Annotated in this window: 14 protein-coding genes; 1 reads left to right on the top strand and 13 read right to left on the bottom strand. The window is 39.3% G+C overall.

Annotation, left to right across the window (positions count from 1 at the left end; translation table 11 throughout):
• Nucleotides 1–26: 26 nt before the first annotated feature.
• Genes LC508_RS15915 through LC508_RS15965 form a run of 11 tightly spaced genes read right to left on the bottom strand, consistent with a single transcriptional unit; the run spans nucleotide 27 to nucleotide 11,274 of the window.
• Entirely contained in the window at nucleotides 27–998 is a 972-nt protein-coding gene (locus LC508_RS15915; RefSeq protein ID WP_103731996.1) for a glycosyltransferase family 2 protein, read from the bottom strand.
• 4 nt (nucleotides 999–1,002) lie between these two features.
• Nucleotides 1,003–1,983, bottom strand: a complete 981-nt coding sequence (locus LC508_RS15920; RefSeq protein WP_054353578.1) for a glycosyltransferase family 2 protein — start codon at nucleotides 1,981–1,983, stop codon at nucleotides 1,003–1,005.
• Between the two features lie 11 nt (nucleotides 1,984–1,994).
• On the bottom strand, nucleotides 1,995–3,092 hold the full coding sequence (locus LC508_RS15925) for a DegT/DnrJ/EryC1/StrS family aminotransferase (protein WP_103731995.1): 1,098 nt from the start codon (nucleotides 3,090–3,092) through the stop codon (nucleotides 1,995–1,997).
• Nucleotides 3,092–4,012: a GNAT family N-acetyltransferase gene (locus LC508_RS15930; RefSeq protein WP_243108092.1), complete on the bottom strand. Its 921-nt coding sequence runs from the start codon at nucleotides 4,010–4,012 to the stop codon at nucleotides 3,092–3,094. Before LC508_RS15930 ends, LC508_RS15925 begins: the two co-directional genes overlap by 1 nt.
• 10 nt (nucleotides 4,013–4,022) lie before the next feature.
• Nucleotides 4,023–5,261: a glycosyltransferase family 4 protein gene (locus LC508_RS15935; protein ID WP_054353577.1), complete on the bottom strand. Its 1,239-nt coding sequence runs from the start codon at nucleotides 5,259–5,261 to the stop codon at nucleotides 4,023–4,025.
• 21 nt (nucleotides 5,262–5,282) lie between these two features.
• The gene (locus LC508_RS15940; RefSeq protein ID WP_054353576.1) at nucleotides 5,283–6,380 is read right to left on the bottom strand and encodes an ATP-grasp domain-containing protein; all 1,098 of its coding nucleotides are present in this window, start codon (nucleotides 6,378–6,380) and stop codon (nucleotides 5,283–5,285) included.
• Nucleotides 6,381–6,393: 13 nt separating this feature from the next.
• Complete coding sequence (locus LC508_RS15945; protein ID WP_054353575.1) at nucleotides 6,394–7,401, bottom strand: hypothetical protein; 1,008 nt, start codon at nucleotides 7,399–7,401, stop codon at nucleotides 6,394–6,396.
• A 27-nt stretch (nucleotides 7,402–7,428) separates the two neighbouring features.
• Entirely contained in the window at nucleotides 7,429–8,688 is a 1,260-nt protein-coding gene (locus tag LC508_RS15950) for an ATP-grasp domain-containing protein (protein ID WP_103731994.1), read from the bottom strand.
• Entirely contained in the window at nucleotides 8,688–9,371 is a 684-nt protein-coding gene (locus LC508_RS15955) for a sugar transferase (protein WP_103731993.1), read from the bottom strand. Before LC508_RS15955 ends, LC508_RS15950 begins: the two co-directional genes overlap by 1 nt.
• Nucleotides 9,368–9,964, bottom strand: a complete 597-nt coding sequence (locus LC508_RS15960) for a GNAT family protein (protein WP_103731992.1) — start codon at nucleotides 9,962–9,964, stop codon at nucleotides 9,368–9,370. The genes LC508_RS15955 and LC508_RS15960 overlap by 4 nt, the downstream gene beginning before the upstream one ends.
• 26 nt (nucleotides 9,965–9,990) lie before the next feature.
• Nucleotides 9,991–11,274 (bottom strand): DegT/DnrJ/EryC1/StrS family aminotransferase, encoded by a 1,284-nt coding sequence (locus LC508_RS15965; protein ID WP_181014447.1) that lies wholly within the window; start codon nucleotides 11,272–11,274, stop codon nucleotides 9,991–9,993.
• A gap of 838 nt (nucleotides 11,275–12,112) precedes the next feature.
• On the opposite strand from LC508_RS15965, the gene LC508_RS15970 reads away from it, so the two are divergent.
• Nucleotides 12,113–12,595 (top strand): hypothetical protein, encoded by a 483-nt coding sequence (locus LC508_RS15970; RefSeq protein WP_054353571.1) that lies wholly within the window; start codon nucleotides 12,113–12,115, stop codon nucleotides 12,593–12,595.
• A gap of 1,373 nt (nucleotides 12,596–13,968) precedes the next feature.
• Here LC508_RS15970 and LC508_RS15975 read toward each other — a convergent pair.
• Nucleotides 13,969–15,972, bottom strand: a complete 2,004-nt coding sequence (locus LC508_RS15975; protein ID WP_408612336.1) for a polysaccharide biosynthesis protein — start codon at nucleotides 15,970–15,972, stop codon at nucleotides 13,969–13,971.
• A 464-nt stretch (nucleotides 15,973–16,436) separates the two neighbouring features.
• The gene (locus tag LC508_RS15980) at nucleotides 16,437–17,639 is read right to left on the bottom strand and encodes a zinc ribbon domain-containing protein (RefSeq protein WP_103731227.1); all 1,203 of its coding nucleotides are present in this window, start codon (nucleotides 17,637–17,639) and stop codon (nucleotides 16,437–16,439) included.
• Nucleotides 17,640–17,745 lie beyond the last annotated feature (106 nt).

Genomic DNA, 17,745 nt, shown 5'->3' on the forward strand with positions numbered 1-17,745 from the left:
GATTGCACTAAGCCTAAATGAGACCCTTACACAATTCGCTTAATTGCTGCATTGACTCTGTAAATAATACCAATAAAGAATCTCTTAACTGCAAGCTTACCCTTATCAGCATCTTTAAGCTGTGCAATCTTTTCTGCATGGCATTCTGTTGCCATTTGGAAATATGGTGATAATCGTTCTTCACTGAATTCATTTGAGTTTCTAAGAAGCATATAGTACAGCGGAATGAACCTAAAATAATTTGATTGTTTGTATTTCCCATACACATATGAAATATATTCATATATGATCAACGTACGCATTAACCCTACTGTACGAGACTGTCCATTCCAGATTCCATTGTCTGTCTCATAATAACTAGCCATCACATCACTCAGAAAATAAATTTTCCCACTGTGTGAAAAAACAAAAGTAATGTAGTTGTCGTTAAACAACGGATTCCTAAAAACTTTTTGTTTTTGATTGATTGAAGAACTTCGGAACATCAATGAGTCTGGATGGAAATAACCTTTCCACCAATAGTACCCAAAATCAACCTTGCCAGATTTCTTAATGTTTGTACGAAGAATACTTGATGTACCATCTAACCGAATAAAACTGACGTTATGTGCACAGCATGAGCAATCTGCATTCTTGGGATCATCTAAAATATCTACTTGCTTCTGAAACTTACTTTCATCACAGTAGCAATCGTCACCATCAAGATACATAAAATACGTCCCAGTGATATATTTCAACAATGAAAGCCTGTTATTTGATGCTCTCTCTCCCGAAAGATATTTCTTTCCAGGCTCGCGTGGCTGAACTACCAATCTTATTTTCCCTGGATATTTTTCCTGCCACTCCTCTATTTTTCTATGTGTTCCATCTGAAGATCCATCGTCACCTATAATAATCTCATAATCAAAATTTGTTTTCTGACTGAATATACTATTCATTGCCCGATCAACATATTCTTCTTGATTATAGAAAGTGACTAAGATACTTAGTTTAACCATAATGTTATTTCCTTCCACTTAAGCCGATTTTTATCTTCTGAATCATTGCCCCCGGTCGAAGAATTCCAAAGAAAAATACAGTATCAATATTCGTGATACATACCATAATTCGTTCTTTCTTGGTTTTTGCAATACTCATTTTGTAACGGAACATTTCAGATTTATACCTATACTTCGTTTTAAAGTGTGGAAAAATCTGAGGTCGAGACAATAACTCGTTTTTGACATAGTTTGCTAAGTCCAGATAATATTGACTTCTCCGCGCTGAGAACAATTCAGTATTTGCAGAAATACCCACATCTGCACGATGCTTTATTACGCAAGCATCTACTGATGATATTGGAATACGATTAATAATTACTCTCTTCTCCATCGGCGGATCTTCAAGCAACTTGTATCTTTCATCGTACAACCCAAATTCATCAAAAAACTTTCTTCTGAAGCATAGTGCCTGTGTGACCATTGGAAACAAATGCTCCGCTCCACATTTTTGAAAATACCCTTTCGGTTCAAGTTCAAAAACCGTACCTAGTACTTTGTTTGTATTCTCAACTTGTTCTTTATAAATAGGCTTCATCTGCTCGTCACATTCACATGCTTTTCCGGTAACAATATAGTATTTGGGATTCTTTTCAAGAAACTCCACTTGGGTGCTGAAAACTTTTCCATCGTAGAACGTATCATCGCCAGCAATGATTTTAATAAATTCACCACTAGAATGCTTAATACCATTATTGATATTCTTAACAGTACCTACATTTACTCCATCATGGAGCAATGTATATCCTTGAATATTATCCCTCTTATTCTTTTCAATGTAGGATACAATTTCATTTTGGGGAAAGTTTGGTGAGCCATCATCTGCAATTACAATCTCTATCGCTGGATAGTCCTGCATTAAAACAGAATCAATTGTTTCATAAATATATGCAAATTGTTTGTATGATAGGATAATAACAGAAACTAATCCGCGTTTTGCTTGCATATTATTCCACCTTATCTAAACTCATTAATAGCATCAATTACATACTGAATCTCTTCATCAGTCATTCCGTAGTACATAGGGATACTCAGCTCGGTTGCACTAATTACTTCGGCAATTGGAAAGTCTCCCTCTTTATATCCCAGATCTTTGTAGCAATCCTGAAGATGCATAGGAATTGGATAATGCTTGTTTGTGACGATACCCTTATCATTCAAGAACTTCTCAAGTTCGGCTCTTCTCTTGCAACGAATACCAAAGATATGCCATACCGGAACTATGTCCTCTGGTACAAAAGGAAGAATCACTTCAGGATTCTTAATACCATCCAAGTATTTCTGTGCAATCCTTCGTCTCTCAACATTCATTCTCTCGAGGTGAGGAAGCTTAGCGGCAAGGAACGCTGCCTGCATTTCATCAAGACGGCTGTTATTTCCCTGATGGATATGATGATACTTATAATCGGATCCATAATTGCCAAGTGCACGTACTTTCTCTGCAAGTTCTTTATTGTTTGTTACAGTCGCGCCCGCATCTCCAAGCGCCCCTAGATTCTTTCCAGGGTAGAAAGAGAAGCCTGAAGCATCACCAAAGGATCCAACTTTCTTTCCCTTATATGTTGCCCCATGTGCCTGAGCACAGTCCTCAATTACATAGAGGTTATACTTCTTTGCAATCTCCATGATAGGATCCATATCGCACGCTTGGCCATACAGATGAACCGGCATTATTGCCTTAGTTTTATCTGTGATTGCTGCTTCAATCTTTGCAGGATCAATATTAAATGTTCTGATATCTGGCTCTACAAATACTAAAGAAGCCCCAACATAAGTAACTGCCAATGCAGTAGCAATATAAGTATTTGAAGGAACAATAACTTCGTCTCCTTCACCAACATTCAATGCTTTCAGTGCGAGCATAAGGGCATCCAGTCCATTGCCAACACCTACACAATAGTTTGTAGTGCAGTATTCAGCAAAGGCTTTTTCAAATGCTTCATCTTCTGCACCTTCGATATACCAAGAACGAGTAAATACTCTATCAAAAGCATCACGCAGTTCCTTGTTCAATTCACGCTCCATGGGTAAAAAGCTTACAAAAGGTACTTTCATTATCTAATCTCCTCCAAATATTTTTTGAAATCATCATAGTTTCTGATATAGTCTTCAACTTTGTAGTAATCCGATGCTGCCACACATAATACCGAATCTTTCTGAAGCCAGAGCATCTCTCTCCAAGTTGGACGGTCTATCATTACTGCAATGGATGGATCTGATAGCTCAATTTCCTCTCTTCCAAGTTCATTTTCCAAAATCAGCTGTATTCTTCCGTATGGACAGAACAACAATTGTTTCAACTCTTTATGTGCATGGAATCCTCTTCTTACGCCTTCCGGAACTTTAGAAATATAATAGATTCGCTTAATATCAAAAGGTATGTCATTATTTGCCTCAAAGAAAGATAGTTCTCCCGCATCCACAGTAGGTATCGTTTTGATATGAGCTACTTTGCAGCCAGCAACAGTATCTCTGTCATCTAGGATATCTCCCTTTAAAACAGAATACCATTTTAAATCTGTCTCGCCTTCATACCTTACCAAGATGTTTTCTGAAATATCTACCGTTTCGTGGAAGTTGTGTTTGTCATAGAATCTCACGGCTCTTTGATTCTTTCTAGAAACGCACCAATACACGCTTTCTAATCCGAACTCAGAAAAGGCTTTCTCAATTATTGCTGTCATACCAAACCACGAATATCCATGGCCCATTGAAGCCTTGCGAACCGTAATAGCAAATTCTGCACTAAGATTATCACGATCAATATGTTTCAAGCTAACTGTGCCCATGTATTCATCTGTATCAGATACAATGGCAAGATTCACATTATCTGTATACTCTTGGTTCGCGAGAATGAAGGCTTTACAGTCATCCAACGTTTTAGAAGCAAAGTTTGTATGTAAATCATGAACAACGCTATCATCATGCATCCACTCAAGCATTAATGGAGCGTCTTTAATCTTTAACTTTCTCAAGTACATGTTCTCACCTTTTTCTTTCAATAATTCTTATTAATTCATTAACCAGCTTCCCGTAGTCATATTCTTCAGCAACTGTTCTAGCATTAGAGCAATACAGTCTGTACTCTTCTTCCGGAAGCTTAGACATTTTAATAATTGCATCTGCTACTGCAGTTGGATTATTCTCCACCGAAATACCGCATTTTCGACTTTCAACCAAATCATAAGCAGGCTTTATCATAGACAGTACGGGTTTTCCACTAGCAAAATACATGAACAGCTTATTGGGACTTACGCCGTATTTCAGTAAAGCTGTATTTGCAAAAGTAAAGATATTGAGATTTCCTCTTGTGAGGAGATTCATTGCATACTTTTTATCTAAGACACCCTTGAATTTAATATTTTGTAAGTTGTAATCCTGTGCCATTTTCTTTAAACGTTCTTCTTGATTGCCATATCCGTAAATCAAAAACACAACATCTTCAACATTACGTTCTTGAAGTTCTTTTGCTGTTTCAACGAGAACATCTAATCCATTGAACGCACTTATTGATCCCAGGTATACTACTTTGAATTTGTTATTATCCAAATCAAGATCTTCGAGAACACATTCATCTTTTTGTTTGTCTACGGTAGCTAAATCTATGCCATTATTCAGATAGCCAATATCACTAGTATCAACATCTCCGCCCTTTTCTTTACTCCATCCCTTATCAACGATGTAGTCTCGACCGCCTTGGAATGAAAAAATGATTCCGTCTGCTTCCCGATAGGATTTATGTTCCATATTGTAGAGAACTTTTGTGATAGGAGAATTCTTTTTGAGGTATCCCATATCAACAAAACCCTCAGGCCACAAATCAAGAATGTCATAAATAACTTTTGTTCCGTATTTCTTTTTCCACTTCAAAAAGACATTCCCGAAGAGACCCGCAAAATCAGAAACGATAACATCAGGATTTGGCAATTCATTTCTCAATTTCCAGATGTTATTCTGAAATTGTAGAGCAACCAATACTCTCTCATAGCTTCTGTGGTAGCTTGCTGTATTAATAAAGTACCCTTTAGCTTCATCTGTTTCGACAAATCGGTACTTTTCGCCTTTGCTAAGCACGTTTTCGCCGCCTTTATTTTTTATACTTCCGCTAATGATGTATGCATCGTAACCATGCAAATTTAACTGTCTGCACAAATTGGTTTGACGCGACTTAAAAGCATCAGGGAAATTATATTCATTTACAATCCAAACTATCTTTTTCTTCATTATCTCTCCGCACCAGATTTCTTAGAATCTTACTTTCGGATCATCAAAAATCTCTTCACCGTCCAGGATGATTGGCTCAACGTCCACATCACGAAGGAAAATGTAAGGCTTCTCGTAATGATGATACTGGTCTCTCTCAACTCTATCAGCGTTACCGTCTTCCATGATCTTGATGGTATCTTCGATGAGGTCAAAACCTACGTGCGCCATAACACCTGCATAAGCCATATGACGAATATTCACTTCAGTAACCTTCATATTGCCCTGGCTATCCTCTTTTAGATCGAATGAAAGAATACCATGAGCCGGTACACCAAGCTTCTTCTCCAAATACTTGATACAGCTATCACAGAATTCATTGATTCTGTTTTCATTCAGGAAACGTCCGAAATGAGTATTGCCAGTTACATGAGAGGGAGCTGTATTGGCCATAACGTACTCAGCACATTCAAGAGAGGCCCCCTTCACATACTCACCATTGTAGTAAAGCATCTCATTCGCAAGATGACGTCCAGTAAGAAACTCACTAACGGTAAACTCCGGAATTTTTGCATTGATGAAAAGCCAACTCTTATAGCTGCTGATATCATCAAGACGAAGCGAACCCAATCCACCAGTTCCTTCAGTGGCACGAATCCAGCAAGGGAAGCCGATTTCGCTTTCAACTTCCTCAAAACGTGGATTCTCCTGTGTTACCTTGATAGTCTTCGGAATGAAATCTGTACCTTCAAGTAAGTCGGCCATAATAGACTTATCTCTCAAAGATTCTGAAAGCAGTTTGCCTCCCATGAACACAGGGCAAGGGAACTCGCCATTTTTCTCGTAATACTCGCCCCATTCAACAATTTCAGATTCTGGCTGTACGAATGCGTAGTCAATCTCCTTCTCTTCCACAAGTCTTTCAATCCATGGGAAGTATTCAGGATCAGTACAACGAGGGCAAATATAGTACTCGTCAACGAGCTTCTTTCCATCCTTCATAGTCATGAAGAAGCCCATAGCTTTTTTCTCAACATCACACCCAATTACTTTATAATCGGGATGGTTTTCTTTAATAATTGTTGTAATAGATCTCGGGGTCAGACCACCGATACCAGTAACTAAAATCGTCTTACTCATACTTACCTCTCTTTTATGAAATCACTTTCAGGATTTCTTCTATTTCATTTTTCATATCATCTTCGGTGTATCGTTGATCACATATCAACGACATTTCTTCATCATGAAATCGAGTTTTCTGATGAGGATACTTTTCATCCACTGGCCAATGACAAGGGCAATAAATACTATTTTTTATCAACGATTTCCTTAATTCGGTTCTCCACTCTTGTTTTAATACAACAGGAACGTGCAGAGGACAGTCTTCATCAGATAAGCTTTTGAATAGCAAATTCAATTTTCCGTGGAGCCCGTCAATCAATTGTGTAGCATTGCTACGTCGATGTTCCCTGATATACTGAGAATCCGCATTTTCAAATCTCTCGATTTCAGAATCACTTGCCTTGAATCCTATATAGTCTTCACCGAGCATATGATTTGCTTTGCCATACAAATCAAGAAACTCTTGTTTATCTCCGTTACCTGTTTCCAAATATGCTTTTTTCTTTTTTGCCGCATTGCGCCATATATCGACATAAACGGTATTCTCTTTTGTATATTCCTGTGTTATAAATCCATTTTGGGAATATACTGCAGCACACAAACAATCTAACCATTTTCTATAGCTGACAACAATATAGTCTGCACTGTCGTAAGATCTCGATCTGCTAAATGCTGTCTGTGTAGCATCAACAATAACTCTCAGTCCTGCTTCACGGCACTGTCCAGCAAATAATGCCGTTTCTTCTTTCAAAAATCCAAAGTAATCCATGATGAGGATTGCTTTAGAGTTTGTAATCTCATACCTTTCATAAAACGAAACTGAAAAACCTGCCTCGATAAATGGTGCTACCATTGAGCCGCAACAATAGGCCGGCAAAGAAACAGAATCGATACCCTCTACCTGCAATTCTTGTGCTATTAAGTACAATCCAGTTCTTCCTGATAAAACATAACGTTTTGGATAATCAGTTAGGTAGCAATATTCATTTTTCCCTCGTTTGAATGAGTCCATCATGAACTCACTACCAATTTCTCTCATAATCAAACTCCGACTGTTATCTGACATTTACCACCAAGATGATACGAGACTATCGTCGACCACATCATATATTAAATTATTCCCACTAGTATCTAGTACTTTGATATAGTCATACAACTTTTGGATATCTTTCGCTAATTCATCAGGACTTTCATTATCAAATTCAAACTGACCGACCTTTGACAAAATAGCTCCATCTCTACATTCATCACCCTCATTAGCTTTTATCAACGCAAGGGAACAGTCCGGCATTGTGCTTATTTCTTCAACACCATCTATACTTGCAATCTTACCTTCTTTAGAAAATACATTGATAATCGCTAGTTTTAATTTTTCATTTCTCAAAGGATTATGAATAAGCTGTTTAAGATTTCCGTATATCGCATGGTTAATAAACACATCTAAAAAATTGATGCCTATACTCTTATATGTATAGTTATACTGATGTGCTCCTTCCAAACGAAATCCGCATTCAAAGAATTTGTAGTTCTGCTTCTTGTCTATGAATCCTGAGAAAAATATACAACCATACGTAATGCCCATCGATTTAATCATTTTTCTCAGCTTTTCATCAACTTTTATCTTAAAGTTTTCAAGCTCTCGATGCGGGTAAAGCCAGCATGATTGAACAACCTTTTGAAAGCCATTATCTTTTGCCATAATTACATCATTTGTCGTTAATATAGAAATCTCCCCATCATTAACCAAATAATAAACATCAATTTTTCTATCTGTAATGTATTCCTCAATAATCACATTCTTGCTATACGATTTTTCAAGAGCCACATCATATGCCACCAGCAATTCGCTATAGTTCTGGGCAATTCCAACACCAATCGATCCTGCCCTATCTGTAGGTTTTACTATAACTGGATAAGAATCAACATCATTAACAGAACTAAACTCTCTGACCGTAGGCACTCTACATTCTCTGCAAAGAGCTTTAAACTTTACTTTGTTCCTAGTCACTTCAAGTTGTTCATTTGTGCAATAACATGGTAGGTTTAGTCTCTTACAAATTTTGATTAAGTATTCAATTTTAACTTCGCTATATCCGGCAGTAATTCCATCTACATGATTATCTGAGCAAAGTTGAGTCATCAAATCTACATCGGTCCAATTTACATTCCACGCTTCGTCTGCAAAAGCTTTTGCCGGACTAAGTTTCAAATCAGTATAATAATCTGCAACAATTACATAGAATCCAAGTTCTTGAGCTCTCTTGACAAGAGTCGTTTCATTAGGTGCTCCGCCTAATATTAGCAATTTTTTCTTTGAATCCTTCATTAGGCATTCTCCTCATCATTCCTTTGAACAACGCCATCATCCCATTGTTTCTGTCTATAAGTTGAAAAATCTCCTTGCTGTCCAGCTTCAACCTGATCACTATGTTTAAGGACTTTTTTCACGGTCAAGAAGATTACTTTTACATCCATTAAAAAGGAAATATTGTTCACGTAATCGATATCATACTTCAAACGTTCATCCCAATTTGCTGCAGTTCGGCCATTAACCTGAGCCCATCCACTCAATCCGGGTCGAACCAAATGCCGTTTTCGTTCCTCTTTTGTAAAATAAGGTATATATGAAACTGCCCAAGGTCTAGGACCAACTACACTCATATCACCGATAAGAATGTTCCACGCTTCTGGCAACTCATCTAGGGAAGTAGCACGCAGAATACGACCAAATTTTGTCAGTCTCACAGAATCAGGAAGCAAGTTACCTTCATCGTCGCGTGCGTTGCTCATAGACCTAAATTTGTACAAAGTAAAGATTTTTTCTTTACCTGTTTCGGGATCAATCCTTCCCGGTCTCTTCTGTTTAAAAATAATGGGAGTTCCAATATTCAAAGCAACTAACACAGCAATTATTAGGTACAACCAACTAAAAACTATAATTGCAAGTAATGCACATATAATATCCAGCATTCGTTTAATTACTCTAGCGTATACGCCATCTATTCTCATATTCTTCTCTCCCCGCCCTTTTTGAAATATATGACATGTGCGACCTTATCAATGAAATAACGAAGTGCAATGTAGGCATCACTATATGGACACTTCTTTTCCCATCGAGCATAATACACAGAATAAAAGTTGTTGGATTTTCCAGCCCCATAGGCAACTTTTTTGAATCCTTTTTTCATAAAAGTATTTTTTACTGCTGCGTTTTGTTCTGCTGAGACTGTAAAAATCAAATCGACACCTTTACCATCTATGTATCTAAATTGTTCATCAAGAATACTTTGGAAAATATGATGACCTTTATAATTTGCATCTACTCCTGCAAGTTCTATATATGCAGCAGAACCTTTATGGAACCATTTATTGCAATCAACAATACTAACAGTACTTGTTCCAACTAATTTGGATTCCAAAGTAGCGATAAATACCTCACGATTATCTTGATTTAATATCTTTTCAATATCTGTAACAGTAGTACTTCGTGTTCCATAAAGTAAATTCTTTTCAATATTTGCACTGTGTGCTCGACGAATAAGTTCTGCAACTTGCTCACATGTTATATTACTGTCTTGTAGTTTGCATATCTTTATCTCCACAATGTCACATCTCCCACACTCGTCTCTTACTCAAAACATCCTCTAATAACTTCAATCACTAACTCCTGCTCCTCAGCAGTCATCTTGTTATCCGACGGTAAACAAACACCTCTCTGGAAGATATCAGCACCAATGTCTTCAACTCCACCAGCGATATAAGCATTTGTGCGACATCTCAAACTACCATCCCTACCAACTACCTCATGCATTCTGTACATAGGCTGCATATGCATCGGCTTCCAGATCGGACGACCTTCAGCGTTGATGGAGCTTATAGATTCCAGAATTTCTGTTGGACAAGTCTTGCCGTGTTCCGGCATGTAACATACGTCCGTTTCCCCTCTAACCTGCTTGCACATAGCACTCTCATCAATAATCAAACTACTTAACCAATAGTTCGGCTCGGTGCCTTCCACAATCGGGTTCATCTTAACCGGCAAGTCTGTCAGTCCAGCTTTATATCTCTCGTATACTGCCTTCTTCTGAGCGATGTGCTCCTCAAGATATTCATACTGTCCACGAACAACACCTGCGATAACATTGCTCATTCTGTAGTTATAGCCGACTTCTTCATGCTGATACCAAGGAGCGTTCTCACGACTCTGAGTAGACCACTTTCTGGCTTTGTTTGCGTCTTCAAGGCTATTTGTTAATAAGCAACCACCGCTACTTCCTGTGATGATTTTATTTCCGTTGTAGCTGATTGCTGCATAATCACCAAAGCTACCACACTGTCTTCCATCAATTGTTGCACCCATGGCTTCGGCTGCATCCTCAATTAGAAGAGCTCCGTGCTTCTCACAGACTCTCTTAATTTCATCCATCCTTCCCGGGAAACCATAAAGCTCTGCACTGATAACTAGTTTTACTTCCGGATACATTTCAAATGCTTTTTCCAGCGCTACAGGATCCATATTCCAGGATTCTCTTTCTGTATCAATGAAAATTGGAATACCGCCTTCATAAACCACTGGATTCAGAGTAGCATCAAATGTCATGTCACTACAGAAGACTTTCTTTCCTTCTACTGCACCATGACTAATTGCAGGTTTTCCATATAATCGTTCACCAGCTAATTTCACACAAAGATGTAAAGCTGCCGTACAGGCTGACAAACCAACTGCATATTTTACTTCTGCTTTTTCTGCAGCAATCTTCTCAACTTCATTTATGTTTTTTCCAACTGTACTCATCCAGTTTGTATCATAGGCCTCTTTCATATACTCGAATTCAGGGCCATGCATTGTCGGACTTGAAAGCCAAATACGTTCAGGATTTTTTTCGATCTTGTGGTTTTCCGGAATAAACATACTATCTCCTCTTGTTTGTTAGATATTATTGTCTTTTTATAGTTTCTGTTGTATTGTTATTTTGGTGGAATTTCACCCTTTATCCATAATTTTCAAAATATATAAAAGGCATTTCAGCCTATTGTCGTCATATCAATTATCATTTAAAATATTCTTACATACACAACAAGTAGCTCTCGACGATCCGTAGATCATCAGAAGGCTACCTGCTCTAATATCTTGCCTTTTCAGTTTTGGGTTTAGTAAAGACAATCCAGCTTACCACCGTGATAAGCGTTTTCTTTACTTCCCTTCTTAGCAAAATCAAAATCTATTAAAACAGGAAAGCCTCAGGATCCACTTATTTCCAGTATCCTTGCTGGTTGTCCCTATTATATAATCTTCCCCAGACTTTGCTGGGAAACGGTTTTATCTCAGTTTCTTTAAACATGGTATTATTCTCCTTCTAAATTTCTATCTCTTCTATACTTCCTTAGTTCCTCACTTAATTACTGATTTTGGACGCAACCTACTACATCTTGCATCTATGTTCTTCTTTCTTATAGAACATTTAGTGTGCTTTATTTCAGTCGTATTAACTCCTTCCTATCAGTCATTCATATATATTATTCCCAAGCTGTATTTAACAGCCTAAGAAGTAACTTTTTTAAAACAATTTCATATCAATATGGCTGTTAATCATGCTCTAATCTCTTGCACTGTGAAGGTCTACTTCATGTGCAGGAGATTATTTGTTATACTGGTTAAAAAACCACCCTTCTAAAAACTATTAATCTGAAGGTCTTTTATCTTGTTCCGTGAAAGACTCTTCAAAATCAAACCTTAAGGAGGTAATCAAATGAAAAATGTAATCATCAACCAGCACAATGTTGTTGCGCTTATCGGCAGAACAAACAACAAGCCAACGGTTGCGCTTCCTTTTTTTCTAAAGGACATTTCACAGTTAGATGTAGATGTTTCTATCCTCTGCCCCATTGACCTTGCAGAATCACTGACCAGTTTACTCAGATTTGTTTTTGAGCCTGGCTACATTCTAAAACACAAGTCCGGAACCTATGAAGTCCACAAGGTGCATCGTCACTTCTTTAACAGCATTCCTTTACTTGTGGCTGTTACGATTTCTCAATATGGGGTATCCCGTAATGAAATCACAACGGCGTGTATCCAGCTTACAGATTTTGACACATGTTCTGTAAAAACAGCGCACAATATGTACCGTGGAATTTCTCTTGGTCACATTATCTGTCCAGGAAAGAAACACTCTCCCATCATTCTGGCGAATGGATTAAAGGAGGTGAACTTTCATGAAAATCACGGATAATCTCCATCCCTCAAAAGCTGCTCCCTTGTAACCATAACCACCGCAAAGCGTAGTCATCAAAAAAGATATGCCTAACAAAGGCACCTTCTATGCTGTTTTCCTCAAACGCACTCATTCCTACGGTATCCAGATTTTTATTCTGGAACCCACTCAGAACGATTTCAGAAATTCGCACTTCGTATTGAACGAGAAGAGGAAACAGAAGATTTGTATCGAAAATTGGATTTATGAATCCTCCCGCATTACATTTACACCAAAGCCATCATATCCTATTTTTTATACAACATTTTTGAATTGTGTGGTTTCGCCAAATCCCTATTCCATTAATTTTAATAATGTTCATATCAAATATCGGAAGAAGTCTGTTGCTAGAAGAACGGGATATAACATAAGCAACAGAATGTTTTACAACTCTCCGATTCTGCACCTTCAAAATAAGTCAAGCTATCTCGTGGGCAAAATCTACAATCCCAAAACCACTGGCAAAATCACATGAGATATTCCACTTCATATGAAGCAACTGGATTTCTACTCCTTCAAGCGAGAACTACGTCCACTTCGGTGGATTATAATCTAGAATCCAATTGCATCCTGGTAGGTATCCTTGGAACTTTTTCCAGGCACAGACTGCCCATTGAATGTGGATTTCACATATTTGACGAACCATACGAGTATGAAGTTCAAGATTACGGATACATAGGCTATCCTTGATTCTCCATTCTGGTTTCTTCTCCAGTACTCAATGCTAATAATGTTATCTGATATTCTATTGTATTAAAGCTTCTTTCAAAGCTCTGATTGGTACTCTGAAATTCAAAATACTCATCACAACCTTGAAATCTATGCCGACACCAAACCATATCAATTTACATAATTTTACGTGGTTTGGTGCTTTTGCATAGTATAAACTCACGAGCTGCAGTGCGTGTTTCCTTTATTTAAACCATTAAACCTAGCTAGATTAGGCACTTAGACACTTATATTCATTTTTCTGTAATAACTGCCTCTAGCTTGTCATAATCCATTGTAATTTTATCTTTCTCACAATCTATGTGCTTTGGTAATTTATCACGCTTGCAGATGTAGTATATTTATTATGAAGAAACTATCACTTCATCCCCAGTATTATGCTCTGCAAATTTGGTCAATGAAACGGGTGCCAGAAGGTTAATGTATATTGATTGAAATTGATAATCCTCCCCATATTGAACAAAAGATTATAAAGATGGGACTCGACTAAGCCCTTAAACACTTGTAAATACTGGTTTTTCTCTGGTTATCCCTATTATATATTTATTGATAGACTTTTTAATTAAATCATGCAAACGCGTTGCCGTCAGAATCAAATAAAACTACGCTAATTTAATCAAAACTTATCGTGAAATAGCCCTATCCTGTTTGTAAGTTGGCACCACGTTTTGCACCAAATCACAAATATCCTCCCGGTTGGAATAACTGGCCTTCGCCAAATTCTCCAAATCCTCCAAAAACTTCTCCAAATCAAACGGAATCGGACTCCCAATATGTATCAACTTATTCGGCGTAGTCTTCATCCCTTCCTCCGCCATAAGTTTCTCTTCATAAAGCTTCTCCCCAGGCCTCAACCCAGTATACACAACCGAAATATCCACATCCGGCTTATACCCCGACAGCTTTATCAAGTTCCTTGCCAACGTATCAATCTTCACCGGTGCACCCATATCCAGCACAAATATCTCTCCACCCTTCGCATACGTTCCCGCCTGCAACACAAGGCTCACCGCTTCAGGTATCGTCATAAAGTACCGAATGATATCCGGATGCGTAACCGTAACCGGCCCGCCAGCCTCAATCTGTTTCTTAAAAAGAGGAATCACAGACCCATTACTTCCTAAAACATTACCAAATCGAACCGCCACAAAATCTGTAGCTTTCCTTTTACCTTCTTTATACTCCCCAAATTGTTCTCTGGTAGCAGCAACCATATCATAATCTGCACCTTCATCATGCCCATTCAAATCCGGCAAAACAATCGGCTTACCCTGTTTACTCAGCCTGTCCATAGTCTGAATCACCATTTCACACAGCCTCTTGCTCGCTCCCATAATATTCGTAGGATTAACCGCCTTATCTGTACTGATCAGCACAAACTTCTCACACCCACTCTGCAGTGCCGCGCTGGCAGTCTTATACGTTCCCAGAACATTATTCTTAATGGCCTCACAAGGACTTGTCTCTATCAACGGCACGTGCTTATGCGCCGCCGCATGATAAACCACATCCGGCCTATACTCCGCGAACACACTGTTAATTCGTCTGCTATCCCTCACAGACCCAATCAAAACAACCAAATCAAGTTTCGGATATTTCCTCCTCAACTCCTGTTCAATGTCATAAGCATTATTCTCATAAATATCAAATATAATTAGCCGTTTCGGACCATGCGCCGCAATCTGCCGACACAACTCGCTGCCAATAGAACCACCGCCACCGGTAACCAGAATCGTCTTATTCCTCAGCGCATTGAAGATTTCCTCCATGTTTACCTTAATCGGATCTCTCCCCAGCAAATCCTCCACAGCCACACTCTTCATCTTACTAATTGACACTTCCCCATTCACCAACTGATAAATCCCCGGAAGTATCTTCATTTCGCACCCAGTCTCCTTACAGATATTGAGAATATCTCTCTTCTCCTCAGCCGTAGCACTGGGAATCGCCAATAAAATCTGATCAATCTTATATTTTTCCGCACTCAGCAGAATATCATCCCTGCCTCCAACAATCGGAATACCTTCTATGTAACGCCCCATCTTATTCGGGTTATCGTCAATAATACAGCAAACCTTTGCCTTCACTTCACTGGCCCGGTTCAAATCCCTGATTATAATCTGTCCTGCAGCTCCCGCACCAATCAGCATCACCCGATGTAGCACGGCATCCTCTTCACTCTGTTTGTTCCTACTGCGTTCCAGCAAAATAAACCGATAAGAAAACCTAACCGCAACCGTAAACACAAACTGTAACATTATCCCAAACAGATAATAAGAAATCGGCATTCTCTTAAAAAACAAAGTTATCCCAACTATCTGCACCAGCCCGGTAATCACATTCGCCGCCCCAACCCGGAACAGCTCACTGAAACTCGCAAACCGCCAAACGCTCTTATACAACCTAAGCGCCCAATACACTCCAATACAAACCACCGTATACCAAGGTGCAAACTTCAAAAACGCCCCCAGATAAACATCCGGAATCATAGAGTATCTGCAGTCAAACCGAACCCACAGAGCCAGCATAAACGCCGCGTTCACAGCCACAACATCATACAGCATCAGCCAAAGCGCAATCGCCTGCCAATGTTCCATGAATTTTCTTTTCTTACCGGCCTTCCGCATCAGCTCTTCCTGAATCTTATCCCTCTCATCATTGGCCTCTGCTACCTTCCATTTTCTCTCCTCGTCACCGGTCATGCCAGAACGGTTTCCCCTGCTCTCGTCATCTCCCGCATCCTTACCGCCTCGAATAAACGCTTCCTGCTCTTTATCCTCTCTCTTCCTGTCTCCGGAGTTAATCTTCGCCAAAGCAAACACCATCACAAACAGAAACAGTACCAGCAGAAGCAGCAGCACAATGATTATCTGCCACATAATATCTCCCCTCGTATTTTCTATTTCTTTTATTTCTGTTATTCTTTTTATTATTACTTTGAATATTCTCTGCCCCCAAAGAGCAATTCTTCGCCGACACCAAAAGGAGCCGACCGGCGATATTCAACCGGAAACCATGCGTCACTGGCGCACAGCCTCTTGCCAGTTTCCCGGCATCTATATAAGAGTGAATATTCACACTTATTTCCGAATTATTTTCGTTTTCGCTCGAAATCTTTCTGGCATTTCACTCCAAGATTTCTGGCGCTGTTCAGGAAACGGCTTCCCTGATGTCCATTTTCGCATTCAAACATGGCCCCGTTCTTCCTGATTTTCCCTCCGCAGACAAAACATCTGCTGCTTGTCCCTTCCGCGCTGAGCTCCAGAACCACAATCCCGGCAATCCATGCCTTGTATTTTAGAAACTCTCTTATCCGGCTTCCCAAATACAGCGGTGAATACATCCCGGAACGATACTGCACCATCTTTGAAAATTCCTTGTCATAAGACGGAATCACAATGACCCTTGCCTCTTCCCTCACACAGAAATCCACGATTTCCCTGCTCACCTGGTGCGCATAGTGATCAGAAAGATTTTTTAACCGCAAATAATATTTGTGGTTGGGCTGCGTCACATTATCTTTGTCCGTATAAACCCTGGACTTCTCAATCTTCTCCAGAAGGACTTTGCATTTGCTCCTGTAAGCATCCCCGCCTCTGCAGGAATACACTGCCTTCTGTTTCCCATCTGCATCCAACACACAGCACATGGCAAAAATGTCTGTGTTCGTAAACTGAACACTGCATACATTCTCCCGGTCCTTCATCCGCTCTTTCGCGTTCCTGGCATCCTCTGTCTGCTGTTTGACGGGCACGTGAAGCCAGAACTCCTTCTCCTTAAAAACAACCGTCGGAGAAAGCATCAGAGCTTCTTCCGGAATCGACTGCCCTTTTAACCTGCAGTCCATCCAATTCCACCTGTTTCCGTCCCATACCTTCAGGGAAATCCTGTTTTCCTTAAAATCCTTATACATCCCCTTAAAGTAGGTAACAGACGCATCAATGGTATCCGGTATAGTGTAGACCAGATCATCGCCGGAATTTTTATACTTTTCTGTATAACTCTTCAAACTGGCAGAGGCTTTGTTAATCGCCGAGCGCCTGAAATAGACAGGAACCCTGCCAAAAGGCAGAGGCTGCTCGGGTATTCTTCCGTCTCTTCCCGCAATCGTCAGGCGCTCTAATGAGCCCTGCATCTGAAGAACGTTCAGTTCCCAGATTTCCTCATGCTCCAGTAGCAGGCGGAAATAAAAATCCAGGACCTGTCTGTAGTATTTCTCAGTCTCTGTCAGCCACTCCGGATGAGAACAGCGAAGTTTGTATTTTATTGTCTTAATGCTGTATCCTGTTTTCATTCGTTTATTCCAATAAATGGGACATATTTTTTTAGAAATGCGACATAAGAGGGAAAAGACAGGTCAGAAGGCGCATTTCGCGGCTTCTGACCACTTTGATGACCAT

The sequence above is a fragment of the Blautia parvula genome (assembly GCF_020215665.1).
GTDB lineage: Bacteria > Bacillota > Clostridia > Lachnospirales > Lachnospiraceae > Blautia > Blautia celeris.

Bases quoted from the DNA above. Each gene is read 5' to 3' on its own strand.
- LC508_RS15915 (WP_103731996.1), bottom strand. From the start codon at position 998: ATGGTTAAACTAAGTATCTTAGTCACTTTCTATAATCAAGAAGAATAT.
- LC508_RS15920 (WP_054353578.1), bottom strand. From the start codon at position 1,983: ATGCAAGCAAAACGCGGATTAGTTTCTGTTATTATCCTATCATACAAA.
- LC508_RS15925 (WP_103731995.1), bottom strand. From the start codon at position 3,092: ATGAAAGTACCTTTTGTAAGCTTTTTACCCATGGAGCGTGAATTGAAC.
- LC508_RS15935 (WP_054353577.1), bottom strand. From the start codon at position 5,261: ATGAAGAAAAAGATAGTTTGGATTGTAAATGAATATAATTTCCCTGAT.
- LC508_RS15940 (WP_054353576.1), bottom strand. From the start codon at position 6,380: ATGAGTAAGACGATTTTAGTTACTGGTATCGGTGGTCTGACCCCGAGA.
- LC508_RS15945 (WP_054353575.1), bottom strand. From the start codon at position 7,401: ATGAGAGAAATTGGTAGTGAGTTCATGATGGACTCATTCAAACGAGGG.
- LC508_RS15950 (WP_103731994.1), bottom strand. From the start codon at position 8,688: ATGAAGGATTCAAAGAAAAAATTGCTAATATTAGGCGGAGCACCTAAT.
- LC508_RS15955 (WP_103731993.1), bottom strand. From the start codon at position 9,371: ATGAGAATAGATGGCGTATACGCTAGAGTAATTAAACGAATGCTGGAT.
- LC508_RS15965 (WP_181014447.1), bottom strand. From the start codon at position 11,274: ATGTTTATTCCGGAAAACCACAAGATCGAAAAAAATCCTGAACGTATT.
- LC508_RS15970 (WP_054353571.1), top strand. From the start codon at position 12,113: ATGAAAAATGTAATCATCAACCAGCACAATGTTGTTGCGCTTATCGGC.
- LC508_RS15975 (WP_408612336.1), bottom strand. From the start codon at position 15,972: ATGCGGAAGGCCGGTAAGAAAAGAAAATTCATGGAACATTGGCAGGCG.
- LC508_RS15980 (WP_103731227.1), bottom strand. From the start codon at position 17,639: ATGAAAACAGGATACAGCATTAAGACAATAAAATACAAACTTCGCTGT.